The following is a 21,818-nucleotide window of genomic DNA, read 5'->3' on the forward strand; positions in this document are numbered from 1 at the left end:
AGTAGGGGAGTAGGGGAGTAGGAATGCGCGCCGCCGCTACTGCGTTACTCCCTACTGCCTTACTCCCCTATGCGGCGGCGGCCGCCGCCGGCACCTTGCGGCCGAGCCCATCATGCAGGTCAAGGCAGCGCTCGAACCACTGCGCCACCACATCACTATCGTCGAGCAACCGGTAGGGTGAGGCGATGCGCGCCCATTGCAGCGCGCCGAAGACGATGTAGTCGGCAAACAGCGGAGATTGGCCGCCGATGAACGGCTGATAGGCAAGCATCGAGCGCAATAATTCCAGCGAGGCACGGAAGGCACCAAGGCCGACGTCCCGCGCCGCCACCACCTCTTCCAGTCTCTTGCCGAAGCGCTGCTCGCGGTTTTGGCGAAAATAGGCGGCGTTCGCCTGGTCCTGCATGGCGTGCAGGTCCATGATCGCCGCAGTGGCGACAAAGGGGTGGATGGTCAGTTGCGACCAGCGTTCGACGAAGCGCGCCATCGCCTTGCCGCCGTCGCCGCAAAACAATGTCGGTCGCTCTGGATAGGCCTCGTCGAGATAGAGCGCGATGGCGAAAGAATCGGCGACCACCTTCTCGCCGTCGCGGATGACCGGAAAGAGTTTTGAAACGCCGCCTTCAACGGTGGGCACTTCGAGAAAGCGTGTCGGCACGGTTGAGATATCGAGGCCCTTGTGGGCAAGCGCCATCGTCGCCTTCCAGCAATGCGGGCTGAACGGACGGGCGCCATCGCGTCCGACGAGGACATAGAGCAGAATGGTCATTGGCGGCAGCTTCCTTGCGGTCTACTAGAGCGACGTTCGGGCCTTGCGGTAAGCACCCGAAACGGGGTCTTGCGGGCCGGAGAAAACGATGAAACAGCACTTCATGATGTTTGCGGCCTACAATCAATGGGCCAATAGCCGCATCTACGATGCCGCGGCCGATCTCGACGAGGAAGAATTTCACCGCAACGTCGGGGTTTTTTTCGGCTCGATGATGGGCACCCTCAATCATGTTCTGACTGCCGATCGCATCTGGATGAGGCGCTTTACCGGCGAGGGCGACGCGCCGGCCGGGCTCGACACGATCCTGCACCGCGCCCTGCCGGGCTTGCGGCTGGCGCGCGAGGCCGAAGACAGAAGGATCATCGACTGGGTTGGGGCGTTAAGCGACAAGGCTTTGTCCGGCCGCTTCTCCTACATGACCGTCTCCGACATGCGCACCGTCTCGCAGCGATTGGCGCCGGCGCTTGATCATTTCTTCAACCACCAGACCCATCACCGCGGCCAGGCGCACGCGATCCTGACCATTCTCGGCCGGCCTTCGGTGCCGCTCGACCTGACGCTGTTCCAGCGCAGCGAAGAGGGCCGCGCCTACGGGTGATTTGGGATCATCTGTGGCGATCATAATCGAATTGAAGGCAAAGTCTTAGGACTTCATTTGTGATCCCGCTTCAAAATAGCTTGCCATAGCGGGAGCAATGCATGCGGATCGATTTTTCCCCCACGAGTTGGGGCAGGGTGGTGGCGGTCACCGTCGCCGGGACCGCAGTTTGCATCGCGGCCGCCTTCTTCGTCGATTCCTTCAATTTCCCCTATCTTTCGCCTGAAGCGCTGTGGCGGGCGAAACTCACCGATCTGCTGCTGCCGCTGGTGCTGGCCGGTTCGTTCCTGTCTTTCCTGATGTGGAAAATGCGTCAGCTGGCAATCGCGCAAAAGGAGCTGACAATTGTCGCTGCGACCGACAGTCTGACAGCGGTGTTCAACCGCGGCGCGTTCTCAATGCTTGTCGAAGCCTATCTCGAGCAAGCTCGCAGCCATTCTGTCGTCAGCTCCGGGGCTTTGCTGATCGTCGACGCCGACCATTTCAAGTCCGTCAACGATCGCCTCGGCCACGACTGTGGCGATCAGGCCCTCAAGCTGATCGCCAAGACCATTCAAGACCAGCTGCGCGGCGCCGATATCGTCGGGCGAATTGGCGGCGAGGAATTCGCAGTCTTCCTTCCCGGCGCCGACCCGTCGCATTCCTGGCTGGTCGCGGAGGGGATACGGCGCCGTATCCGCGAGGCGGATTTTTCCCCGGGCGGGCAACCCTGTCCCCTCTCGGTAAGCATCGGCGGCGTCGCCTTCAGCGGACCGACCACTTATGCCGAGATGTTCGTTGTGGCAGATAAACACCTATACAGGGCTAAATCGAACGGCCGCGACCAGGTCAGCTTTGAAGCGGCGGCATTGAGCGGTTTGCCGAACGGCGACCTGATGACGGTCCATTGAGGGCCTGATACTTGTGGTCGCAAACCCGTCGAAGACGAACAGCATCTTCGGCGGGCCACAGTCGCAAAAGACGCCTGGCCAGTCAGGCGGCGTATCCGCCCTGGCCGCGGGCGATCGGCTTGACCGAGACTGCCGGCTGGGCTGAAGGCCAGAGAATGCCTGCCGCCGCTGCGAAGGTGATCAAGGCATCGCGCGCCGCTTCGGGCGAGATCTCGCCGGCGCGTGCCGCCTCGCAGGCCTTCACCGCCGCGCCATAGCTCAGGCGTCGCCGCGATGGCGGGAACTCGGTCAGGAACTCATGCATGTCGAAAAGCGAAGCGATCATGCGCTTATGGCCGGCGCCGACGGTTACGGCGACCGGGGTGAAAAATGTCGTGTCGTGCATTCTGGCCTCTCGAATTGGGCGGAGGTGACGGGCGGACGCCGCTCTCCGACCGGGGGTCGGACGCCCAGAAACGCGAATTGCGGCATCAGGTTCCATGTTGCCGAAATTTGGTTTTCGCCACCAGGTCCCGTGGCATGAGCGCCGTGCCGAAGCCTATTTCCACATGTCGCGCATGCGGGCGCCAAGGTCGACGCGCACTTGCGGCTGACGGCGCGGATCGTCCTTGGCCTGGACGCTCGCCCATGATGTTTGTTCGAAGGCGCCGAGGATCGAGGCCGGGATGAAGCGGGTGCGCGAGGCGTAAACATGGCGATCGCCGCGCGCCGCCTGGCCGTGGACGAAAAAGCGTTGCGGCATGACCAGGTGCAGGCCGTCCTTGGCCCGCGTCATCGCCACGTAGAGCAGGCGGCGCTCCTCGTCGATATCCTCCTTCGAGCCGACGGCGAGATCGATCGGGATGCAGCCGTCGACGGTGTTGAGCACGAAGACGTTCTTCCATTCCTGGCCCTTGGCCGAATGGATGGTCGACAGGATCAGATAGTCCTCGTCGCGATGCGGCGGCCCGGCCTCGTCGCTGGTCGCATCCGGCGGATCGAGTGTCAGCTCGGTGAGGAAACGCTCGCGCGAGGCGTAGCCCGAGGCGATCTGTTCGAGCTGCAGAATATCGGCCCGGCGCGTCGTTGCATCCTCATGGATGCGGTCGAGATGCGGCTCATACCAGAGCCTGACCTGTTCGAGGTCAGCCGGCCATTTTCCCGACCCAGTGCGAAGCTGCGAGAACAGCGCGACGAAACCCGGCCAGTCGTCAGCGGCGCGTTGCGGCGGGCGGTAGCGCGCCAGCCCCATCGCTTCGTCGAGCGACGTCGCCATGGTGTCGACGATCTGCGAAGCCGCCGAAGGGCCGATGCCGGGCAAAAGCTGCAGCACGCGAAAACCGGCGACGCGGTCGCGCGGGTTCTCGGCGAAGCGCAGCACCGCCAGCACGTCCTTGACATGGGCGGCGTCGAGGAACTTCAGCCCGCCGAACTTGACGAACGGGATGTTGCGTCGCGTCAGCTCGATCTCCAGCGGCCCGCTGTGGTGCGAGGCGCGAAACAGCACGGCCTGCGCCTTCAGCGCCGTGCCGGCCTCGCGCTCGGTCAGGATCGCCTGGCAGACGTAACTCGCCTGCTCGGCCTCGTCGCGGACGCTGACCAGCTTCGGCTTTTCGGTCGATTTGCGCTCCGACCAGAGGTTCTTGGTAAAGCGCTCCGAGGCCTCGCCGATCACCGCATTGGCGGCGGCCAGGATGGTCTCGGTCGAGCGGTAGTTGCGCTCCAGCATGACGATCTCGGCCGGCCGCGCGAACTGTTTTGGAAAGTCGAGGATGTTGCGCACTTCCGCGGCGCGAAACGAATAGATCGACTGCGCATCGTCGCCGACCACCGTCAGCCCGGATCCGTCCGGCTTGAGCGCCGCGAGGATCGAGGCCTGCAGCCGGTTGGTGTCCTGGTATTCGTCGACCAGCACATGGTCGAAACGCCCACCCAGATGCGCCGATATCTCCGGCTCGCCGGCCATCTGCGCCCAGTAGAGCAGCAGGTCGTCGTAATCGAGCACGTTCTGCGCCTGCTTGGCCTCGACATATCGGGCGAACAGCACCTTAAGCTGTTCTGCCCACCCCGCGCACCAGGGAAACACCGAACCGAGAACTTCGCCGAGCGGCGCCTGCGCGTTGACGGCACGCGAATAGATCGCCAGGCAGGTTCCCTTGGTCGGAAAACGGCCTTCCGTTTTCGAGAAGCCGAGTTCGTGCCGGGCGAAGTTCATCAGGTCGGCCGAATCCTCGCGGTCGTGGATGGTGAAGGCCGGATCGAGGCCGATCTCCAGCGCGTAGTCGCGCAGCAGCCTTGCGCCGATGCCGTGAAACGTGCCGGCCCAGCTCAGCGCATCGGTGATGACGGAAGCGTCCCGGCCAAGCACCTCGCCGGCGATGCGCTCGACCCGCTTGGCCATTTCCGATGCGGCGCGACGCGAAAAGGTCATCAAAAGGATGCGCCGGGGGTCAGCGCCCCTGACGATCAGATGCGCGACGCGATGCGCCAGCGTGCTGGTCTTGCCGGAGCCGGCCCCGGCGATCACCAGCAGAGGCCCGGCGACCTTGCCGTCGCCATGCTCGACGGCGACGCACTGCTCGGCATTCAGCTTCGCGAGATAGGCAGGCCGGAATGTCGAATCACGGGGAGCGAGGTTCATTGCCCATCAAGCATCGTTTCTGCTTTGTTCGCAACGCTTTCGTACGCGCGACCGATGCGTCCGATCCTACTGGCGCCCCACCGATGAACCGAAGCTAGCGCTGCGGCTCCACGCCCATCGCCGCTGACTGCCGCGGCAGCGACTTGTCGTCATCGGGAGGCGGCAGCAATAGCGGATCGAAGTCGTCGGGTACCTCGTCGACGAATTCCCTGACTATGCGGTAGGCCACATAGACGGCGGCCCCGGCTATGAGCAGACGGATCATGATTTTCTCCATTGGTGTGGACCAACCGAAGAGCCCGCGTTTTGTTCCCCGCTTTCCAAATGCCCAAGCTCTGCCCGAGCGTGCAACCAAATCCGCACCGTCTCGTTTGCCCGGTGACAGGAGGTTGCGATGAACAAGCTCTCAATTTTGCCGGCCCCGGCCTGGCTCGTTTTGGCCGCAGCGCTGGCTGTCGCGGCCTGCGACAACAACATTCCACCGACAAAGGCTCCCGGCGCCGATCAAAACCCGCAGGTCGACCCTGCGCCCAACTCGACGCCAGGCGATGATCAACCCGGCATGCCGCCGGCGCAGTGATGGAAGCCTGCAGGAAAGTTGGCCGGCGCCGCTTGGGAGGGGAGCGATGGCGCCAGGCGGGTATCAGGTCCGCCGCACACCTAGACATAGCTGAGTCTTGCCTTTGCGTCATGACGCGATAGCCGAAGACGACCGCCTTGCACCGGCAATTAACTGACAAATGCGCAATTTCGGCTGCGAGAAGCCGATGCTCGCCAGGCGCCACGCCATCACAGCGGTTGCCCAGAGCCGGCCATCTGATCCGGCGAAGCCGCGATCGGATTAAGTCTTCTTCCCTCCCGCGGCACAAAAGCAACTGGCTGCCAGCCCGGCCATTTTCATGCGTTATTCGGCCAACCGGCGCTCGAGGTCTTGCGAAGCGCTGACGTCCCGTGCAAAAGCGCGGCCATGCTGATCATTAACGACCTTTCGCTCCGCATGGCCGGACGCCTGCTTCTTGACCATGCCTCGCTGACCTTGCCGGCCGGCAGCAAGGCAGGGCTTGTCGGCCGCAACGGCACCGGCAAGACCACTTTGTTCAAGGCGATCACCGGCGACCTCGCATCCGAGACCGGCTCGATCAGCCTGCCGAAGAACACGCGCATCGGCCAGGTGGCGCAGGAGGCTCCCGGCACCGAGGACCCGCTGATCGAGATTGTGCTCAAGGCCGATCTCGAACGCTCCGCATTGCTCGATGAGGAAAAGACGGCGACCGATCCGCACCGCATCGCCGACATCCACATGCGGCTGGCCGATATCGACGCCCATTCGGCCGAGTCGCGTGCCGCCACCATCCTCGCCGGCCTCGGCTTCGACGACGCCGCCCAGCGGCGGCCGGTCTCGTCGTTCTCCGGCGGCTGGCGCATGCGCGTCGCACTCGCCGCGGTGCTGTTTGCCGAGCCCGATCTTTTGCTGCTCGACGAGCCGACCAACTATCTCGACCTCGAAGGCACGCTGTGGCTGGAAAACTACGTGTCGAAATACCCGCACACGGTGCTTCTGATCTCGCATGACCGCGACCTGCTCAACCGCGCCGTCAACTCGATCGTCCATCTCGACCAGAAGAAACTGACCTTCTGGCGTGGCGGCTACGACCAGTTCGAGCGCCAATTCACCGAGCAGCGCGAATTGCAGGAGAAGGGCAGGGTCAAGCAGGAAGCCGCGCGCAAGCACATGGAATCCTTCGTCGAGCGCTTCCGCGCCAAGGCTTCCAAGGCGAGACAGGCCCAGTCGCGCATCAAGGCGCTGGAGAAGATGAAGCCGATCGCCGCGATCGTGAACGACAACGTGCGGCCGTTTTCCTTTCCCGAGCCGGTGAAAACGGTGGCCTCGCCGATCATTGCGCTCAGCAACGTCAATGTCGGCTATGTGGAGGGTGAGCCGATCCTGAAGAAGATGACGCTCCGCATCGATGCCGACGACCGTATCGCGCTGCTCGGCGCCAACGGCAACGGCAAGTCGACCTTCGCCAAATTGCTGTCCGGCCGCCTGAGGCAGGAGAGCGGGACCATGACGGTAGCACCCAGCCTGAAGGTGGCGATCTTCGCCCAGCATCAGCTTGACGATCTCAGGCCGAGTGAAAACGCCTATGAGCATGTCCGCCGGCTGATGCCGGAAGCACCGGAATCGAAAGTGCGCGGCCGAGTCGCCCAGTTCGGACTGACTACCGAAAAGATGAACACCGCCGCCAAGGACCTGTCGGGCGGTGAGAAGGCGCGGCTCTTGATGGGCCTGTCGGCGTTCGAGGGGCCAAACCTGTTCATCCTCGACGAACCGACCAACCATCTTGATATCGACAGCCGTGAATCGCTGATCCATGCGCTGAACGAGTTTCCCGGCGCCGTCATCCTGATCTCGCACGACCGCCATCTGCTCGAGGCAACGGCCGACCGGCTGTGGCTGGTCAAGGACGGGACGGTCAATCCTTTTGACGGCGACCTCGATGATTACAAGACGCTGGTCACCGGCGTGGCGGGCGACCGCCGCGGCAAGCGCGAGGCCGAAAAAGCCTCGAAGGCCGACCGCCGCCGCGACGCGGCGGCGCGCCGCGCCGCCTTCGAGCCGCTGGCCAAGGAGATCCGCGCCACCGAAGCGCTGATGGACCGCATCCGCAAGCGCATCGACTTGATCGAGGACGAACTCGCCAATCCGGCGGTCTATGAAAAGGACCCGTCGACGGCGACACGGCTGGCCAAGGAGCGCTCGCAGTTGGCCCAGACGCTCGCCGCCCATGAGGAAAAATGGCTGTCGATGTCGGCGGAGTATGAGGAAGGCACGGCGGAGTAAGGGAAGCGTAATCTCCCCCACGAGGGGGAGATTGCCTAATCATCTGGCCCTACACCTGGTCGTCAGAAGCAGTTAGATTGCCCCCATGAATCAGCACGCCCAGCTCAGGATCGGCCATTCGGCCTGTCCGCATGATTGTCCGTCGACCTGCGCGCTCGAGGTCGAACTGCTCGACAGCAAGCGCATCGGCCGCGTTCATGGCGCCAAGGCCAACAGCTACACGGCTGGCGTCATCTGCGCCAAGGTCGCCCGTTATGCCGACCGCGTCCATCATCCCGACCGCTTGCTGAAGCCGCTGATCCGGGCGGGCGCCAAGGGTGAGAGCGCCTGGAAGGAAGCGAGCTGGGAGGCCGCACTCGACCTTGTCGCCGAAAAATTCATCGCGGCCGAGGCAAAATACGGCTCGGAGACAGTCTGGCCCTATTACTATGCCGGCACCATGGGGCTGGTGCAGCGCGACGGCATCGAGCGGTTGCGCCATGCGAAAAGGTACTCCGGCTTCTTCGGTTCGATCTGCACCAATCTGGCCTGGACCGGCTGGATGATGGGGGCCGGCGCGTTGCGCGGTCCCGACCCGCGCGAGATGGCCAAGTCCGACTGCGTGGTGGTCTGGGGCACCAATGCCGTGGTCACCCAGGTCAACGTCATGACCCACGCGATCAAGGCGCGCAAGGAACGCGGCGCAAAAATCGTCGTCATCGATGTGTACGAGAACGCGACGATGAAGCAGGCCGATCTCGGCCTGGTGCTGAAGCCCGGCACCGACGGCGCGCTGGCCTGCGCGGTGATGCATTTGCTGTTCCGTGACGGCATGGCCGACCGCGCCTATCTGGAAAAATACACCGACGATCCGCACGGCCTGGAAGCGCATCTTCAGACGAGAACGCCGCAATGGGCGGCTGATATCACCGGGCTTTCCGTCGATGAGATCGAGGCTTTCGCCCGTCTCGTCGGCAGGACCAAGAAAACCTATTTCCGCCTCGGCTACGGTTTTTCGCGGCAGCGCAACGGCTCGGTCAACATGCATGCCGCCGCCTCGATCGCCGCGGTCACCGGCTGCTGGCAATATGAGGGCGGCGGCGCCTTCCATTCCAATTCGGGCATCTTCAAGCTGAACCAGGAACTGCTGGAAGGCACGCGGATGCGCGACCCGGCGATCCGCCATCTCGACCATTCGCGCATCGGCCCGGTGCTGACCGGCGCTGAGGATGCGCTCTATGGCGGCCCGCCGGTGACGGCGCTGCTGATCCAGAACACTAATCCGGTCAACGTTGCGCCTGAGCAGCGGCTGGTGAAGCAGGGCTTTTTGCGCGACGACCTGTTTTCCTGCGTGCACGAGCAGTTCATGACCGACACCGCAAAACTCGGAGATGTCGTGCTGCCGGCGACGATGTTTTTAGAGCATGACGATGTCTACAAGGGCGGCGGCAACCAGCACATCACGCTCGGTCCGAAGCTGATCGACCCGCCGGAAGGGCCGCGCACCAACCATTTTGTGATCGAGGAACTCGGCAAAAGGCTCGGTGTTGGCGACAGGCCTGGCTTCGGCATGACCGAGCAGCAGCATATCGACATCATTTTGGGCAAGCGCGGGCTCGGCAGTTTTTCGAGCCTCAGGGAACAAAAGTGGCTCGATTTGCAGCCGGATTTCGCGGCGGCGCATTTTATCGATGGCTTCGGCCACGCGGACGGAAAATTCCGCTTTCGCGCCGACTGGACCGGGCAGGCGGCGCCCAACCGGCCGCCAAAAAGCATGGGCCTGTTCGGGCCGGTGGCAAGCCTGCCTCAATTTCCCGACCACGTCGATCTGATCGAGGTGGCGGATGCGGCGCATCCGTTCCGGCTGGCCACCTCGCCGGCGCGCAATTTCCTCAACTCGACTTTTTCCGAGACGCCGGTGTCGAAGGCCAAGGAGGGCCGGCCGGAAGTGCTTTTGCATCCAGACGATGCGGCAGTCTTTGGGCTGGCCAATGGCGACCGCGTCGAGATCGGCAATGCGCGCGGCGAAGTCGTGCTGCATGCAAGATTGTTCGACGGCATCAAGCGCGGCGTCGTGGTGGCCGAAGGCATCTGGCCCAATAGCGCGCACGAGCGCGGCGAGGGCATCAACGTCCTGACCGGCGCCGACGCGCCGGCGCCCTATGGCGGTGCGGCGTTCCACGACAACAAGGTGTGGCTGCGCCCGGCAAAGTGAAGCGTCGGAACGATATACCCAACCAGCCGTTTTTGCGTGGCGGTGGAGACATGGTGATGGCAGAAGCGTTGGCAGCGCCGGCCCCCGTTGGAAGAACGCTTTCGCCCGGCGAACTCGTGACCACGATGGCGCATTTTCATCGCGCCGAGATTCTGCGCATGACGGGGTGGCGCGACCGCCTGGACCGGACGAGCAATTGGGCGATAACGGTCGTCGCGGCGATGTTGTCCGTCTCGCTGTCGACGGCCAGCGCGCATCACGGCGTGCTGCTTTTTGCCATGCTGCTTGTCCTGTTGCTGCTGTGGATAGAAGCGCGGCGTTATCGCTTCTTCGATGTTTACCGGGCTCGTGTGCGCCAGTTCGAACGGCACTATTTCGCGCAGATATTCTCGCCGCAGCCGGACTTCGCGTCCGATTGGCTGTTGGTCGTCGGCGAAAGTCTGCGCACTCCAAAATTCCTCATTTCGCAGCGAGCGGCGTTGGTGCGCCGTCTGCGTCGAAACTACATCCACATGCTGCTGATCCTGCTGTTGGCCTGGATCCTGAAACTGTCGACCCCCAGTCTTCTAAGCGAAGGTGTCCGCATCGACTTCGTCAGTTCGGTGCGCGAGGCGGTTGCCGGCGCTGCTCTGGGGCCCATTCCCGGCTTGGTCATCGTCGTGCTGGTTGCCGCCTTCTATGCCGGCCTGCTGGTCACGGCGTTCCTGACCTCTAGCGACGACGGCGAGCTCTCTTTTGGCGACGTGCACGTCTAGGGCGGCAGCGCAAAACCGGTAGATCTGCGATTTCATCTGCGCACCCGCTGCCGCCATCCTCATTGCCACAGGCAGCGCCTTGGCCGGCAGCGACCACTATGGTTCGGACGGCGTCAACCAGCCGGCCGCGCCTGTTGGCCATGCGGCTGTTGGAAATGTCGACAGCACGTTCACGGGCTCGATCCGCAAGCTCCCGACCGAGCACAACGCTGTCAACACCAGTGCGACGTTCGAGTCAGGCACGGGTCAGTCCGCCGCGCCTCAATCGGGCCGGGGCAACTGGGGCCGCCGCTAAGCCCTAAAGCTTCGGAACGCAAAGAACGGCGGGCCTTGGCCCGCCGTTCTTGCTTATCAAGTCACAGCTCTCGTTTAGCGCAGATCCTTTGGCCAAACGCAGTGCGTCAGCCGCGCATCGCCGAGGGCAAGCCGTGCCCAGTCGCCGTCGAAAACGAAGCGGGCAAGAGCCGCTGTCGGGAATTTTTCTTCAAGCTTTTTGAGTGCCGCGGCATCCGATCTGGCGCCGGCAAGCCGGCGCGCGAATTCCTCCAGGCCGGGATTATGGCCGAGCACCAAAAGGCTGCTTGTTTCCGTATTTGCCTGTCGTATCTTGGCGAGAACGTCTGCCGCACTGGCCTCGTAGAGCGCCTGGACAAATTTGGCCGGCGTTTTCGCCGGCAGTTCCGCCGAGACCAACCGCCATGTGTCGCGGGTGCGCAGCGCCGGCGACACCAGCGCCAGGTCCGGCAGCCAGCCCTGCCTGGCCAGTTCGCGCCCGACCAGCGGGGCGGCCTTCAGCCCGCGTCCGGAAAGCGGCCGGTCGAAGTCAATAAGGTCAGGATCGTCCCAACTCGACTTGGCATGACGCAGAAGAAGGAGTTGCTTCGTTGTCGCCATGCCAGCCTTCTCCTGCTTAGGGCGTTATGCGCGCCAGATGCTCGAGGTCGGTCTCCTCGCGCAGCGGATCGGGGGCCATCACCACGGAGGTGCTGTTGTCGGCATCGTCGGCGAAGTGGGCAAGCACGGTGCGGCCGCCTTCCATCCGCGCCTTGCCTTCGGCGACCAGCCCGAGCGCCAGCGGATAAAGCCGGTGCTCGGCCTTCAGCACGCGGGCGGCGAGCGTATCCTCATTGTCGCCGACCATGACCGGCACGGCGGCCTGGGCGATGATCGGGCCGTCATCCATATCCAGCGTGACGAAATGCACCGTGCAGCCATGGATGCGGATGCCCGCGCGCAAGGCGCGCGCATGCGTATCCAGCCCCTTGAAGGCGGGCAGCAGGGCAGGGTGGATGTTGATCATCCGGCCCAGCCATTTCTCGACGAAGCGCGCGCCGAGAATGCGCATGTAGCCGGCCAGCGCCACGATCTCGGCGCCGAACGAGACAAGTGCGGCGTCGATCGCCCCGTCATGCGCTTCCTTGCTGCTATAGTCGGCCCGCGAAATCACCTTGGTGGCGATGCCGCGCGCCGCCGCGATGCCGAGACCGGCGGCATTGGCCCGGTCGGAAATGACGCCGACGATCTCAGCCGGATAGTCCGGGTTGCTGGCCGCGGCGATCAGCGCCGTCATGTTGGAGCCGCGTCCCGAAATCAGCACCACGGTGCGTCTGCGCATGCTCATAGGCCGATCGAGCCCCGATAGATCACGCCGACGTCGCGGCGCGGCACGATGCGGCCGATCGGCGTCACGCTCTCGCCGGCCTCCTGCAGCACGGCCGCGACCTGTGCCGCCTGGCCGGAGGCGACGGCGAGGATCATGCCGACGCCGCAATTGAAGGTGCGCATCATCTCTTCGGGCGCCACGCCGCCGGTCTTCGCCAGCCATGAGAACACCGCCGGCACCTCGATGGCGTCGAGGTCGAGCTCGGCCGAAAAATCCTTCGGCAGGACGCGCGGGATGTTTTCCGGGAAACCGCCGCCGGTGATATGGGCCAGCGCCTTGATGCCATGCGTGTTACGGATCGCCTTGAGGATCGACTTGACGTAGATGCGTGTCGGCTCGAGCAGTGCCTCGGCCAGCGTGGCTTCATCGTTGAAGGGCGCCGGATCGGTCCACGCCAGGCCGCTTGTCGCGACGATGCGGCGGACCAGCGAAAAGCCGTTCGAATGCACGCCCGAAGAGGCCAGTCCCAACAGCACGTCGCCCTCGACGATGTCGTCGGTCGGCAGCAGCTGGCCGCGTTCGGCCGCGCCCACGGCAAAACCGGCGAGGTCGTAGTCGTTGCCGTGATACATGCCGGGCATTTCCGCGGTCTCGCCGCCGATCAGCGCGCATCCGGCCTGCCGGCAGCCCTCGGCGATGCCGCCGACGATCGCCGCACCCTGATCGGGGTCGAGCTTGCCGGTGGCGAAATAGTCAAGGAAGAACAATGGCTCGGCGCCCTGAACGACGATGTCGTTGACGCACATGGCGACGAGGTCGATGCCGATCGTATCGTGCTTGCCCGCATCGATGGCGATCTTCAGCTTGGTGCCGACGCCGTCATTGGCGGCGACCAGCACCGGGTCGGTGAAGCCGGCGGCCTTGAGGTCGAACAGGCCGCCGAAGCCGCCGATCTCGCCATCGGCGCCCGGCCGGCGCGTCGCGCGCACCAGCGGCTTGATCTTCTCGACCATGAGGTTGCCGGCATCGATGTCGACACCCGCCTCGGCATAGGTGAGCCCGTTCTTGCGCTTGCTCATCACTCTTTCCTGCTTTCCGGGGCTCTTCGCATGAACGGCTGCGCCTCGCAAGGATAACGGCTGGCTCAAGCACTTTCGGCATCACAAAAGAGTGGACAGAGGCTTCAGGCAAATCTCCAACATTGGCGATTGGCGAAAGCCTTGAAGACAGCCAATCTCTCCTCCACAAGGGGGAGATTGGCAGCTTTCTGCGTCGCCACTTGCCGTAGCCTCCCATCTCCATCATGTATCATCAAAACAGAAGCGACGGGATATGCGTTTGACCATCCCCAACATGATCACGATCATGCGTTTCGTGCTGGTGCCGGGCGTGGTGCTGGCCATGCTGCAGGGGCGCTGGGATTGGGCTTTCGCCGGCTTCCTGATCGCCGGCATTTCCGACGGTGTCGACGGCTTCATCGCCCGCCATTTCAACCAGTTTTCGCAGCTTGGCGCCTATCTCGATCCGATGGCCGACAAATTGCTGCTGGTCTCGGTGTTCGTGGTGCTGGGCTTCATCGGTGAATTGCCGCTGTGGCTGGTCATCACCATGGTGTCGCGCGATGCGCTGATCGTCTGCGCCGTCGTTTTGTCCACCGTCATGGCCCACCCGGTCGAGATGAAGCCGCTGTTCGTGTCGAAAGCCAACACGGCCATCCAGATCGGGCTGGCGGCGGTGGTGCTGGGCGAGCTAGCCCTCGCCATCGACCTCGACCCGCTCAGGCCGATGCTCATATTGCTGTCCGGGGTCTTGACCGTGGCTTCGGCCGCGGCCTATCTCGTGGCTTGGCTGAGGCATATGAGCGGCTATGGCGAAGGCTCCAAACCGGGCACCTGACCAGGACATTGACGCGGCAGCCGAAGCTGCGGCCGCCGATGCTGCCGCGTCTGGCGTGTTTCGCCGCCAAATCCGCTTCTGGCTGATCAGCGCCGTCATCCTCGCGATCTTCCTCTATGTCTTCAGCGGCATCCTGCTGCCGTTCGTCGCCGGAATGGTGCTCGCCTACTTCCTCGACCCTGTCGCAGACCGGCTGCAGCGGCTCGGCCTGTCCAGGCTGATGGCGACGATTGTCATCCTGTTTGCCTTCATCGTCGTTCTGGTACTGGCCTTCGTCATACTCATTCCGGTGCTGGCTTCGCAGATGGCCGATTTCGCCAGCAAGCTGCCGGAATACCTGACCCGCCTGCAGACCCTGATCACCAGTTTCGATCCGAGATGGCTGGAAGAGAAATTCGGCGTCGACGCCAATGGCCTGCGCGAAGGGTTGAATTCGCTGCTGACCTCCGGCTTTGGTCTCCTGACCACGGTGTTCACCTCGATCTGGAGCTCCGGCGTCGCGCTGGTATCGGTGGTGAGCCTGTTCGTCGTCACGCCCGTCGTCGCCTTCTACATGCTGCTCGACTGGGACCGGATGGTGGCGATTGTCGACAGCTGGGTGCCGCGCGACTATGTCCAGACCGTCAGGGCAATCGCCAACGACATCAACACCTCCACCGCCGGCTTTGTGCGCGGCCAGGGCACGCTGTGCCTGGTACTGGGCGCCATGTACGCCATCGGGCTTACTCTGACCGGCCTGAATTTCGCCATCCTCATCGGCCTGTTTGCCGGGCTGATCTCTTTTATTCCCTATGTCGGCTCGCTGACCGGGCTGGTGCTGGCCGTCGGCGTCGCCTTCGTCCAGTTCTGGCCGGACTGGACCATGGTCGCGGCGGTGGCCGGCGTGTTCTTCGTCGGCCAGTTTATCGAGGGCAACATCCTGCAGCCGAGGCTGGTCGGCAAAAGCGTCGGCCTGCATCCGGTATGGCTGATGTTTTCGCTGTTTGCCTTCGGCGCGCTGTTCGGCTTCGTCGGCTTGCTGATCGCCGTGCCGGCCTCGGCCGCCGTTGCCGTTCTGGTGCGCTTTGCCATTTCCCGCTATCTCGAGTCGCCGCTTTACAAGGGCCACAATACCGAACCTGTCCCGCCGCTGCCGGCGCGTCGCCGCGGGAGCGGTGGGCCGCGCAGTTGAGCCAGATGCCGGACCACAACAAGATCGACCCGCCGCGCCAGTTACCGCTCGATCTCGGCCACGGCACCGGCTACTCGCGCGACGAGCTCGTCGTCTCCGGCACCAACAGCCAGGCGGTGGCGCTGGTCGATCGCTGGCCGGACTGGCCGTCGCCGGTGGTCGTCCTCGCCGGTCCGGCGGGCTCTGGAAAAACCCACCTGGCCTCCATCTGGCGCGCCCGCGCCGGCGCAGTGAAGGTCGACGCCGGGCGGATCGGCGACTGTATGGCGAGCCTCGGCGCGCGGCCGGCCCTGATCGACGATGTCGATGCCGGTCCGGTCGACGAAGAGGGGCTGTTCCATCTGATCAACGCGGTACGTGGGGCCGGCTCGACCTTGCTCTTGACCGCGCGGCGCTTTCCGTCCGCCTGGGGCGTCAGAATCCCGGATCTCGCCTCGCGGCTGAAGGCGGCGGCGACGGTGGAGATCCACGAGCCCGACGATCACTTGCTGGCCGGCGTCATCACCAAACTGTTCGCCGACCGCCAGGTCGAGGTCGAGCCGCATGTCGTGCAATATTTGGTGCGCCGCATCGAACGCTCGCTGGCAACCGCGATGCGGGTGGTCGATCGGCTCGACCGCACGGCCCTGGAGCGCAAGACGCCGATTACCCGGGCGCTCGCCGCCGAAACCGTCAGCGCCATGGATGAGGGGCAGGGCGAGTTCGAGATTTAAAAATCGCCGATCAAGTGACATGAGCCTTTCCGGGCAATCATATTTTCAATTCTGGTAGATCGGTGTATGATTTAATCATACACACCAGAGGGCATGAAAGACGGTTTGATGCGTACCACTCAACCCCTGACCATCACCTTGCCACTTGATATGGCGCAGATGGTGAAAGACAAGGTTTCATCGGGCGAGTACGCCAGCGAAAGCGAGGTCATTCGCGATGGCCTTCGCACGCTCGCCCAGCGTGATGCGGCTGTACAGCGGTGGTTGCGTGAGGAAGTCGTGCCGACGATGCAGGCTGTTGAAGCAGACCCATCGCAGCTGATGAACCTGGAAGAGACCAAGAAGCGCCTGCACGCCGATGTCGATGCCATCGTGGCTAAAGCCTCCCGCCGATGACCGACCAGGTAGTGTTCAGCGCGGCCGCCGAGAAGGACGTGGCCGAACTGCTGGCCTACCTGGTGCCCGAGGCTGGAGAAAGAACTGCACGGGCTTGGGTCGACCGCCTGATTGTCTACTGTGAGGGCTTTGCCACATTCCCTGAGCGCGGCACGCGCCGGGATGACATAGCCCGGGTCTGCGTACGGTTGGTTATCGACGGCGGGCGACGTAGCCTTTCGCGAGCCTTTCGGGTGGATGGCAACTTTGTCGTCATCTTGCGCATGCTCCATGGCGGCCGCGCCTTGGAGGCGGTCGAGGATATAGACCGCGAATAGATCTTCGGTCGCAACACATTGACCTCGGCCGGTGTCCCATTTCGGGAAACGTTGACTGGCATCTGCTTTGCACCTGCAAGCTTGCCGGCTAACCCCGGTCCTGATTGCGTATCAAATCAGGTGTAGGCTCGCCGGGAGATGAGGCGGTTGGGGTTCTCTTCCCGGCGAGCTTGCCTTCAACGAGGGGTCGCTAGTCGCGTATCCGGCACTGGCACCGCGCTCACGGATAATCGCAGTCCCGCGCTGTCTTTGGCAGCCGTTATGATGGACCGTTGAATGATCCATTTTCATCGCAAGTGTGGCCAAGGATGGTCCATTGAGGAGGGCAGATGCAGCTATCCGTTACAGACGCCAAGAGACAGCTGACAGAATTGGTGCGTCGTGCCGAGGCAGGTGACGAAACCATCCTGACCCGTCATGGTCATGCGGCCGTCCGCCTGGTTCCGGTCAAGGCAGTGCCGGACAGGAAAAACCGCCGGGCATTGCTGGAGGCGATGCGGGCATCCGGCGCCGCGAGGGCGAAGGCTGGGCCATCCGCCGCCCGAAGCCAGGATTTCCTCTACGGCGATGATGGCCAGCCCGAATGGCCGTGGTCGACACTTCGAGGCCGATGGCGAATCGTTCTTGACGAACCGGAAGGCTGATGCCTGCATCGCGGCGCTCGAGGCCGAAGGCGACATTCTGATTTCTGCCGGTACCGTGCCCGAAGCGCCGTCCCAGTCGGTTCGGTCGAGACTCGTCACAACCGTTCGCCCGCCACCGCCGCTCGTTCCGCGCCAAAGCGCCTGCGGTAGTCGCCCGGTGCCAAGCCGGTTATCCTGGCGAATACTTTGCGGAAGGAGCCGGGATCGTCATAGCCGACGTCCCAGGCGATCTGATCGATGGATCGGGTCGTCACTTGCAGCATCTCACGCGCCTTGCCGACGCGCAGGTGCTGGCAATATTCGGTTGGCTTGAGGCCGGTAGCGTTGCGAAAGCGGCGCAAAAAAGTCCGCTCCTCCAAGGCCGCATGCTCCGCCATGGTGGCAAGCGTCACATCGCGCGCGCCTCTCGCCTGAAGCCAGTGCTGCACCTTGAGGATGGCCTCGTCGCCATGGTTCAGCCTGGGAGCAAAGGGGCTGTAGAAGCGTTGCTCACGTCCCGGTGGGTCGACCAGCATGAAACGGGCGGTGTCCATCATGGCGGTCGGCCCAAGCACCCGGTCGACGAGTTTCAGGCCTAGGTCGGTCCAGGCCATATAGCCGCCGGCGGTGATGATGTCGCCGTCGTCGATGACCAGCTTGTCGGCATCCAGTGCGATGTCGGGGAAGCGCATCGCCAGCGCGTCGCGATAGGCCCAGTGCGTGGTCGCCGCACGACCAGACAACAGGCCAGTCTCGGCAAGCACGAAGGCGCCGGCGCAGACCGAGCCGAGCGTCGCGCCCGCAGCATGGCGGCCCCTGAGCCAGTCGGCATAGGGCGCCGCCGCCTCGCGTGGAATCGGATCACCCAGGGTCGGAGGCAAGATGACCATGGCAGGTCCATGGCCGGGGCCGGGTTCGCTGTCGAAGCTGCGGATGACGGTTTGGCTCGCGTCCTGCCACTGCCAATGGCTGACGCGAAGTCTCGGCGCGTCCGGCGACCGTTCGGCAGCCAGCCGGTTGGCTAGCTGGAACAGGTCGGTCAGACCGAGAACTGCCGCTTCCTGAACACCGGGATACACCACAAGCCCGATTTCAACCCGGTCAGACAGCGTAATCACCTGTCAGTTTTGCCACGTTCAATGTCTGTTTTGCCAATTCTCACAATGGCTCCGTTGCAATAGCTTGTCCACAGAAGGAACGAACCTTCCCGACCAATTCCGCTAACAAGGAGTACGACCATGAGCACATTCACCACCAGGGACGGCACCGAGATTTTCTACAAGGATTGGGGCACAGGCCAGCCAATCGTGTTCCATCACGGCTGGCCGCTGAGCGCCGACGACTGGGACAACCAGATGCTGTTCTTCCTCGACAAGGGCTATCGCGTCATCTCGCATGACCGGCGCGGGCACGGCCGCTCGACACAGACCTCGACCGGCAACGAGATGGACACCTATGCCGCCGACGTCGCGGCACTGGCCGCTCATCTTGATCTCAAGAACGCCGTCCATATCGGCCATTCGACCGGCGGCGGCGAGGTGGCGCGTTACGTGGCCCGCTACGGTGGCGAAGGACGCGTCGCCAAGGCGGTGTTGATCGGCGCGGTGCCCCCGATCATGCTCAAGACCGACAACAACCCCGGCGGGCTGCCGATCGAGGTCTTCGACGGCTACCGTGCCGCTTTGGTCGCCAACCGCGCCCAGTTCTACAGGGATGTGCCGGCCGGCCCGTTCTATGGCTTCAATCGCGAGGACTCCCAGGTCTCGCAAGGGGCCGTCGACAATTGGTGGCGCCAGGGCATGATGGGCGGAGCCAAGGCCCACTACGACTGCATCGAGGCCTTTTCCGAAACCGACTTTACGGAGGACTTGAAGAAGATCGACGTGCCCGTCCTGATCATGCACGGCGATGACGACCAGATCGTGCCGATTGCCGACTCCGCTCTGCTTGCAGCCAAGCTCGTGAGGCACGGCACGCTCAAGGTCTACGAGGGCCTTCCGCACGGCATGTGCACCACCCACCCGGAGATCATCAATCCGGATCTCCTGGCGTTCATCCAAGGCTGACGCTTCGCAAGCTTCAGGCGGGCACGCTCGGAAATCCGGGCTGCCCGTTGGTCGCTTGGTGCTTCGCCCGTCGCAGATGCTGTCCGGCGCAGGTGCGCCGGCAGCACGGCCGATGATTTCGAGTGAATGGATGGTCGGAGTGGAGAGATTCGAACTCCCGACCCTCTGGTCCCAAATCAGCCAGACGATGTGACTTAACTCTCTGATTTCAAATAGATTTTCTCAGTTTCGACGCTGCATTTAGCGGCAATAGCTCCCGAGTGCCGACGTCTTCGGCAACACACTTCGGGGCACAGAAACGAGAGATGTTATAGCATGGTCCACAACCTAAGCTGGCAGGAGCCGGCTCTACAGGATCTCCAAAATTCCGGCATGTCGTATGCCGAAGTCGGAAAAATGTACGGAAGGAGCCGAGCAACCATCATCAAACTTGCGAGGCTGCATGAGTTAATTCGACGTGTTCCGATCTCAAGAACCGGGCTGCAAAGGGATGCCGATAAGGCAGTGATTTCTTCCTATCACCGAGGGGTTGGATTGAAGGTCGCTCTACTGCGGAAAGGGCGTACATATTCCGAGATCGCGGAGGAACTCGGAGTGAACCGCTATGTCGCCCGCACGATGGAACTGGGTGTCCACGAATTCACCTTGAGCGAGCTGATGGTGCTATCGGAAAGGCTAGGGATGGGCTTTGATCAAATGGTTATTCCGCCACAGTTAGCTTTGTCTTTGGCCAAGCAGACTATGGCTACCGCCGAACAACGATTGCTCACCTGACGGGCTTGCTGCCGCTCATCACGCGAGCGATGAGCGGCAGCAGGATAGCCTAGGCCAAGCTGGCGGTAGCCTGTCTATATCTCTCCAGAATATGAACGTAGGCGTCTGGCAGAGGATATTCGTTCTGCTCAAGAACTCTCGCGACGTTTCCCAGGTTAGTTATGCTCGGCTCAAGTGCGTGAAGGTCGCTATCTTCATATTGAAGATCAAGCTCTGAGGCAAAGTCGTTGATGAGGGCCACCAACGAGTCGAGGTCTTGGGTGGTGAATAAAAGTTCTTCAGTCATTTAATATCCTTGATGCCGGTATGGGCGTCTTGTTTGCGGGGTAGCAGGATTGCCACCGCCGCAAGACCGGCGGCTCTCCTGGGTCACAGCACGATCCAGGGGGCGTCCGGGCTACGTCGGATAAGTGTGGGACCGCGCCCGGCGACACAAGATGGGTCGGGTGCTTAGTCTATAGGGTATTGAATTTATGTTATTTCTACCAAGGATTGAAATATGCCGGCGGGCACAATTCGCTCACTTTGGGAAAGGGGATTTTTTGAGACGCTCAACGAGCGATCAATAATATCAATGATATCAGCCAGATAGTGGAAGTTGGCTGCACACATTCTACACAGAACTAAACACACGACCCTCTGGTTTTCAGAAGACATCGCGGCGTCAGGTGAGAAAGTCCAAGAAGAAACAATAAGTTAGGATGGTCGGAGTGGAGAGATTCGAACTCCCGACCCTCTGGTCCCAAACCAGATGCGCTACCAGGCTGCGCTACACTCCGAGTCCCTGGCGGCGTATAGGGTTCTGGGCTCGGCTGCGCAACCCCTAAAAGACGAAAACGGAACAAACGGCAGGCATTCCGTTGGCACGTTGTCCACCGCCCGGACGGTGACCATCGCGCCGGCCAGCGATCGCCGTACTGCCCCCGGGCAGCAAGGCTTCCCTGGCAAACTGCTCAAGCTGATTGACGGACGAAAATTTTTTGACCGCGCGCGATCATCGCGGTGGCCGCCGTGAAGGGGGTACGGCAGGCATCGGCCTTGCCGCCGGCAGCATTGCGCAGTAATGACGGGAATACAGCGGCTGTGCCGCTTGCACGTAACGAGGTGTTCATGTCCGCGCGCATTTTCAGCCCAGCCAAAACCGCGATGCAGTCCGGCAAGGCCAAGACCGGCCACTGGGTGCTGGAATTCGATCCCGAGATGCGCAAGAAAATCGATCCGCTGATGGGCTACACCACGTCGGGTGACATGCGGAGCCAGATCAGGCTCACCTTCGACACAAGGGAAGAGGCGGTGGCCTATGCGGAGAAAGAGGGGCTGGCCTACCGTGTTGAGGAGCCGAAGGAATCCAAGCGCCGCCAGATTTCCTATGCGGAGAATTTCCGCTATGACCGCAGGACGCCCTGGACGCATTGACCGGCAACTGCCGGACAGCCGTCCCAGCGCATAAATTAGCCGGCCCTTGGCGTCGGCCAGCGGTCCCGTAGCTCAGCTGGATAGAGCACCGGCCTTCTAAGCCGATGGTCACAGGTTCGAATCCTGTCGGGATCGCCAGCATTCACAGGTCCATTCTGGACACATAGGT

Annotated in this window: 25 protein-coding genes, 2 tRNA genes and 1 pseudogene; 17 read left to right on the plus strand and 11 right to left on the minus strand. The window is 62.8% G+C overall.

The genetic code is table 11. From position 1 onward, the window contains the following. Positions 1-67: 67 nt before the first annotated feature. Positions 68-769, minus strand: a complete 702-nt coding sequence (locus NMG70_RS25345) for a glutathione S-transferase family protein (protein WP_254027058.1) — start codon at positions 767-769, stop codon at positions 68-70. 88 nt (positions 770-857) lie between these two features. Between NMG70_RS25345 and NMG70_RS25350 the strand changes: the two genes are divergently transcribed. Together NMG70_RS25350 and NMG70_RS25355 are read left to right on the plus strand one after the other, a co-directional pair. Then, positions 858-1,370 (plus strand): DinB family protein, encoded by a 513-nt coding sequence (locus NMG70_RS25350; RefSeq protein WP_254027059.1) that lies wholly within the window; start codon positions 858-860, stop codon positions 1,368-1,370. 101 nt (positions 1,371-1,471) lie between these two features. Then, a complete protein-coding gene (locus NMG70_RS25355; protein WP_254027060.1) occupies positions 1,472-2,260 on the plus strand; it encodes a GGDEF domain-containing protein in 789 nt (262 codons plus the stop codon). Positions 2,261-2,342: 82 nt separating this feature from the next. Here the strand turns inward: NMG70_RS25355 and NMG70_RS25360 are convergent, their stop codons facing one another. The 3 genes from NMG70_RS25360 to NMG70_RS25370 all read right to left on the minus strand — a co-directional run bounded on the left by NMG70_RS25360 (position 2,343) and on the right by NMG70_RS25370 (position 5,145). Next, a complete protein-coding gene (locus NMG70_RS25360; RefSeq protein WP_254027061.1) occupies positions 2,343-2,645 on the minus strand; it encodes a DUF982 domain-containing protein in 303 nt (100 codons plus the stop codon). 153 nt (positions 2,646-2,798) lie between these two features. Then, positions 2,799-4,880: an ATP-dependent helicase gene (locus NMG70_RS25365; protein ID WP_254027062.1), complete on the minus strand. Its 2,082-nt coding sequence runs from the start codon at positions 4,878-4,880 to the stop codon at positions 2,799-2,801. 94 nt (positions 4,881-4,974) lie between these two features. Next, positions 4,975-5,145 (minus strand): hypothetical protein, encoded by a 171-nt coding sequence (locus NMG70_RS25370; protein ID WP_254027063.1) that lies wholly within the window; start codon positions 5,143-5,145, stop codon positions 4,975-4,977. Between the two features lie 129 nt (positions 5,146-5,274). Between NMG70_RS25370 and NMG70_RS25375 the strand changes: the two genes are divergently transcribed. The 5 genes from NMG70_RS25375 (at position 5,275) to NMG70_RS25395 (ending at position 10,969) form a co-directional block, all read left to right on the plus strand. Then, positions 5,275-5,460 carry a hypothetical protein gene (locus NMG70_RS25375; protein ID WP_254027064.1) on the plus strand — a complete coding sequence of 62 codons (186 nt, stop codon included), beginning with the start codon at positions 5,275-5,277 and terminating at the stop codon, positions 5,458-5,460. A 387-nt stretch (positions 5,461-5,847) separates the two neighbouring features. After that, on the plus strand, positions 5,848-7,725 hold the full coding sequence (locus NMG70_RS25380) for an ABC-F family ATP-binding cassette domain-containing protein (protein WP_254027065.1): 1,878 nt from the start codon (positions 5,848-5,850) through the stop codon (positions 7,723-7,725). Between the two features lie 85 nt (positions 7,726-7,810). Continuing rightward, positions 7,811-9,919 carry a molybdopterin-containing oxidoreductase family protein gene (locus NMG70_RS25385; protein ID WP_254027066.1) on the plus strand — a complete coding sequence of 703 codons (2,109 nt, stop codon included), beginning with the start codon at positions 7,811-7,813 and terminating at the stop codon, positions 9,917-9,919. 56 nt (positions 9,920-9,975) lie between these two features. Beyond that, positions 9,976-10,674: a DUF2270 domain-containing protein gene (locus NMG70_RS25390; RefSeq protein ID WP_254027067.1), complete on the plus strand. Its 699-nt coding sequence runs from the start codon at positions 9,976-9,978 to the stop codon at positions 10,672-10,674. Between the two features lie 79 nt (positions 10,675-10,753). After that, positions 10,754-10,969, plus strand: coding sequence for a DUF680 domain-containing protein (locus tag NMG70_RS25395; RefSeq protein ID WP_254027068.1), 216 nt, complete (start codon positions 10,754-10,756; stop codon positions 10,967-10,969). A gap of 74 nt (positions 10,970-11,043) precedes the next feature. Here NMG70_RS25395 and NMG70_RS25400 read toward each other — a convergent pair whose 3' ends face one another. From NMG70_RS25400 to purM, 3 genes are read right to left on the minus strand one after another with little or no spacing between them, the layout of a single operon-like run. Then, positions 11,044-11,568, minus strand: a complete 525-nt coding sequence (locus NMG70_RS25400; RefSeq protein ID WP_254027069.1) for a SixA phosphatase family protein — start codon at positions 11,566-11,568, stop codon at positions 11,044-11,046. Between the two features lie 16 nt (positions 11,569-11,584). Next, positions 11,585-12,295, minus strand: coding sequence for a phosphoribosylglycinamide formyltransferase (gene purN, locus NMG70_RS25405; RefSeq protein ID WP_254027070.1), 711 nt, complete (start codon positions 12,293-12,295; stop codon positions 11,585-11,587). Beyond that, positions 12,292-13,356: a phosphoribosylformylglycinamidine cyclo-ligase gene (gene purM, locus NMG70_RS25410; protein WP_254027071.1), complete on the minus strand. Its 1,065-nt coding sequence runs from the start codon at positions 13,354-13,356 to the stop codon at positions 12,292-12,294. Before purM ends, purN begins: the two co-directional genes overlap by 4 nt. A gap of 259 nt (positions 13,357-13,615) precedes the next feature. Between purM and NMG70_RS25415 the strand changes: the two genes are divergently transcribed. From NMG70_RS25415 to NMG70_RS25440, 6 genes and pseudogenes are all read left to right on the plus strand, one after another. Then, the gene (locus NMG70_RS25415; protein ID WP_254027080.1) at positions 13,616-14,173 is read left to right on the plus strand and encodes a CDP-alcohol phosphatidyltransferase family protein; all 558 of its coding nucleotides are present in this window, start codon (positions 13,616-13,618) and stop codon (positions 14,171-14,173) included. Beyond that, the gene (locus NMG70_RS25420; RefSeq protein WP_254027072.1) at positions 14,145-15,344 is read left to right on the plus strand and encodes an AI-2E family transporter; all 1,200 of its coding nucleotides are present in this window, start codon (positions 14,145-14,147) and stop codon (positions 15,342-15,344) included. The genes NMG70_RS25415 and NMG70_RS25420 overlap by 29 nt, the downstream gene beginning before the upstream one ends. Before the next feature lie 5 nt (positions 15,345-15,349). Further along, positions 15,350-16,057 carry a DnaA regulatory inactivator HdaA gene (gene hdaA / locus NMG70_RS25425; protein ID WP_254027073.1) on the plus strand — a complete coding sequence of 236 codons (708 nt, stop codon included), beginning with the start codon at positions 15,350-15,352 and terminating at the stop codon, positions 16,055-16,057. A 108-nt stretch (positions 16,058-16,165) separates the two neighbouring features. Further along, positions 16,166-16,453 (plus strand): ribbon-helix-helix domain-containing protein, encoded by a 288-nt coding sequence (locus NMG70_RS25430; RefSeq protein WP_254027081.1) that lies wholly within the window; start codon positions 16,166-16,168, stop codon positions 16,451-16,453. Next, the gene (locus tag NMG70_RS25435; protein ID WP_254027074.1) at positions 16,450-16,770 is read left to right on the plus strand and encodes a type II toxin-antitoxin system RelE/ParE family toxin; all 321 of its coding nucleotides are present in this window, start codon (positions 16,450-16,452) and stop codon (positions 16,768-16,770) included. The genes NMG70_RS25430 and NMG70_RS25435 overlap by 4 nt, the downstream gene beginning before the upstream one ends. Before the next feature lie 329 nt (positions 16,771-17,099). After that, positions 17,100-17,354 (plus strand): annotated as a pseudogene (locus tag NMG70_RS25440) (type II toxin-antitoxin system Phd/YefM family antitoxin); the annotation flags it as partial. A 155-nt stretch (positions 17,355-17,509) separates the two neighbouring features. Here the strand turns inward: NMG70_RS25440 and NMG70_RS25445 are convergent. Next, positions 17,510-18,511: a GlxA family transcriptional regulator gene (locus tag NMG70_RS25445; protein WP_254027075.1), complete on the minus strand. Its 1,002-nt coding sequence runs from the start codon at positions 18,509-18,511 to the stop codon at positions 17,510-17,512. A gap of 120 nt (positions 18,512-18,631) precedes the next feature. On the opposite strand from NMG70_RS25445, the gene NMG70_RS25450 reads away from it, so the two are divergent. Both NMG70_RS25450 and NMG70_RS25455 read left to right on the plus strand, forming a co-directional pair. Then, positions 18,632-19,459 (plus strand): alpha/beta fold hydrolase, encoded by an 828-nt coding sequence (locus NMG70_RS25450; RefSeq protein WP_254027076.1) that lies wholly within the window; start codon positions 18,632-18,634, stop codon positions 19,457-19,459. A 315-nt stretch (positions 19,460-19,774) separates the two neighbouring features. Continuing rightward, positions 19,775-20,233 carry a hypothetical protein gene (locus tag NMG70_RS25455; RefSeq protein WP_254027077.1) on the plus strand — a complete coding sequence of 153 codons (459 nt, stop codon included), beginning with the start codon at positions 19,775-19,777 and terminating at the stop codon, positions 20,231-20,233. Positions 20,234-20,282: 49 nt separating this feature from the next. On the opposite strand, the gene NMG70_RS25460 is transcribed toward NMG70_RS25455, so the two are convergent. The 3 genes from NMG70_RS25460 to NMG70_RS25470 all read right to left on the minus strand — a co-directional run bounded on the left by NMG70_RS25460 (position 20,283) and on the right by NMG70_RS25470 (position 21,345). Continuing rightward, complete coding sequence (locus tag NMG70_RS25460) at positions 20,283-20,519, minus strand: hypothetical protein (RefSeq protein WP_254027078.1); 237 nt, start codon at positions 20,517-20,519, stop codon at positions 20,283-20,285. Positions 20,520-20,935: 416 nt separating this feature from the next. Then, positions 20,936-21,012, minus strand: a tRNA-Pro gene (locus tag NMG70_RS25465). A 174-nt stretch (positions 21,013-21,186) separates the two neighbouring features. Further along, entirely contained in the window at positions 21,187-21,345 is a 159-nt protein-coding gene (locus NMG70_RS25470) for a hypothetical protein (RefSeq protein WP_254027079.1), read from the minus strand. Here NMG70_RS25470 and NMG70_RS25475 point away from each other — a divergent pair. Next, the gene (locus NMG70_RS25475) at positions 21,344-21,649 is read left to right on the plus strand and encodes an ETC complex I subunit (RefSeq protein WP_027152615.1); all 306 of its coding nucleotides are present in this window, start codon (positions 21,344-21,346) and stop codon (positions 21,647-21,649) included. The genes NMG70_RS25470 and NMG70_RS25475 overlap by 2 nt on opposite strands. Before the next feature lie 61 nt (positions 21,650-21,710). Continuing rightward, positions 21,711-21,787, plus strand: a tRNA-Arg gene (locus tag NMG70_RS25480). The last annotated feature ends 31 nt before the right edge of the window (positions 21,788-21,818 follow it).

It is taken from the genome of Mesorhizobium ventifaucium (genome assembly GCF_935822925.1).
Classification (GTDB): Bacteria; Pseudomonadota; Alphaproteobacteria; order Rhizobiales; family Rhizobiaceae; genus Mesorhizobium; species Mesorhizobium ventifaucium.

Excerpts from the sequence above, each read along its gene's own strand:
- NMG70_RS25470 (WP_254027079.1), bottom strand. The coding sequence starts at position 21,345 with ATGAACACCTCGTTACGTGCAAGCGGCACAGCCGCTGTATTCCCGTCA.
- NMG70_RS25360 (WP_254027061.1), bottom strand. The coding sequence starts at position 2,645 with ATGCACGACACGACATTTTTCACCCCGGTCGCCGTAACCGTCGGCGCC.
- NMG70_RS25430 (WP_254027081.1), top strand. The coding sequence starts at position 16,166 with ATGCGTACCACTCAACCCCTGACCATCACCTTGCCACTTGATATGGCG.
- NMG70_RS25370 (WP_254027063.1), bottom strand. The coding sequence starts at position 5,145 with ATGATCCGTCTGCTCATAGCCGGGGCCGCCGTCTATGTGGCCTACCGC.
- NMG70_RS25475 (WP_027152615.1), top strand. The coding sequence starts at position 21,344 with ATGTCCGCGCGCATTTTCAGCCCAGCCAAAACCGCGATGCAGTCCGGC.
- NMG70_RS25365 (WP_254027062.1), bottom strand. The coding sequence starts at position 4,880 with ATGAACCTCGCTCCCCGTGATTCGACATTCCGGCCTGCCTATCTCGCG.
- NMG70_RS25455 (WP_254027077.1), top strand. The coding sequence starts at position 19,775 with ATGGTCCACAACCTAAGCTGGCAGGAGCCGGCTCTACAGGATCTCCAA.
- hdaA (WP_254027073.1), top strand. The coding sequence starts at position 15,350 with ATGCCGGACCACAACAAGATCGACCCGCCGCGCCAGTTACCGCTCGAT.
- NMG70_RS25345 (WP_254027058.1), bottom strand. The coding sequence starts at position 769 with ATGACCATTCTGCTCTATGTCCTCGTCGGACGCGATGGCGCCCGTCCG.
- NMG70_RS25380 (WP_254027065.1), top strand. The coding sequence starts at position 5,848 with ATGCTGATCATTAACGACCTTTCGCTCCGCATGGCCGGACGCCTGCTT.
- NMG70_RS25355 (WP_254027060.1), top strand. The coding sequence starts at position 1,472 with ATGCGGATCGATTTTTCCCCCACGAGTTGGGGCAGGGTGGTGGCGGTC.
- NMG70_RS25450 (WP_254027076.1), top strand. The coding sequence starts at position 18,632 with ATGAGCACATTCACCACCAGGGACGGCACCGAGATTTTCTACAAGGAT.
- NMG70_RS25350 (WP_254027059.1), top strand. The coding sequence starts at position 858 with ATGAAACAGCACTTCATGATGTTTGCGGCCTACAATCAATGGGCCAAT.
- NMG70_RS25460 (WP_254027078.1), bottom strand. The coding sequence starts at position 20,519 with ATGACTGAAGAACTTTTATTCACCACCCAAGACCTCGACTCGTTGGTG.
- NMG70_RS25375 (WP_254027064.1), top strand. The coding sequence starts at position 5,275 with ATGAACAAGCTCTCAATTTTGCCGGCCCCGGCCTGGCTCGTTTTGGCC.
- NMG70_RS25390 (WP_254027067.1), top strand. The coding sequence starts at position 9,976 with ATGGCAGAAGCGTTGGCAGCGCCGGCCCCCGTTGGAAGAACGCTTTCG.
- NMG70_RS25420 (WP_254027072.1), top strand. The coding sequence starts at position 14,145 with ATGGCGAAGGCTCCAAACCGGGCACCTGACCAGGACATTGACGCGGCA.
- purM (WP_254027071.1), bottom strand. The coding sequence starts at position 13,356 with ATGAGCAAGCGCAAGAACGGGCTCACCTATGCCGAGGCGGGTGTCGAC.
- NMG70_RS25400 (WP_254027069.1), bottom strand. The coding sequence starts at position 11,568 with ATGGCGACAACGAAGCAACTCCTTCTTCTGCGTCATGCCAAGTCGAGT.
- NMG70_RS25385 (WP_254027066.1), top strand. The coding sequence starts at position 7,811 with ATGAATCAGCACGCCCAGCTCAGGATCGGCCATTCGGCCTGTCCGCAT.
- purN (WP_254027070.1), bottom strand. The coding sequence starts at position 12,295 with ATGAGCATGCGCAGACGCACCGTGGTGCTGATTTCGGGACGCGGCTCC.
- NMG70_RS25435 (WP_254027074.1), top strand. The coding sequence starts at position 16,450 with ATGACCGACCAGGTAGTGTTCAGCGCGGCCGCCGAGAAGGACGTGGCC.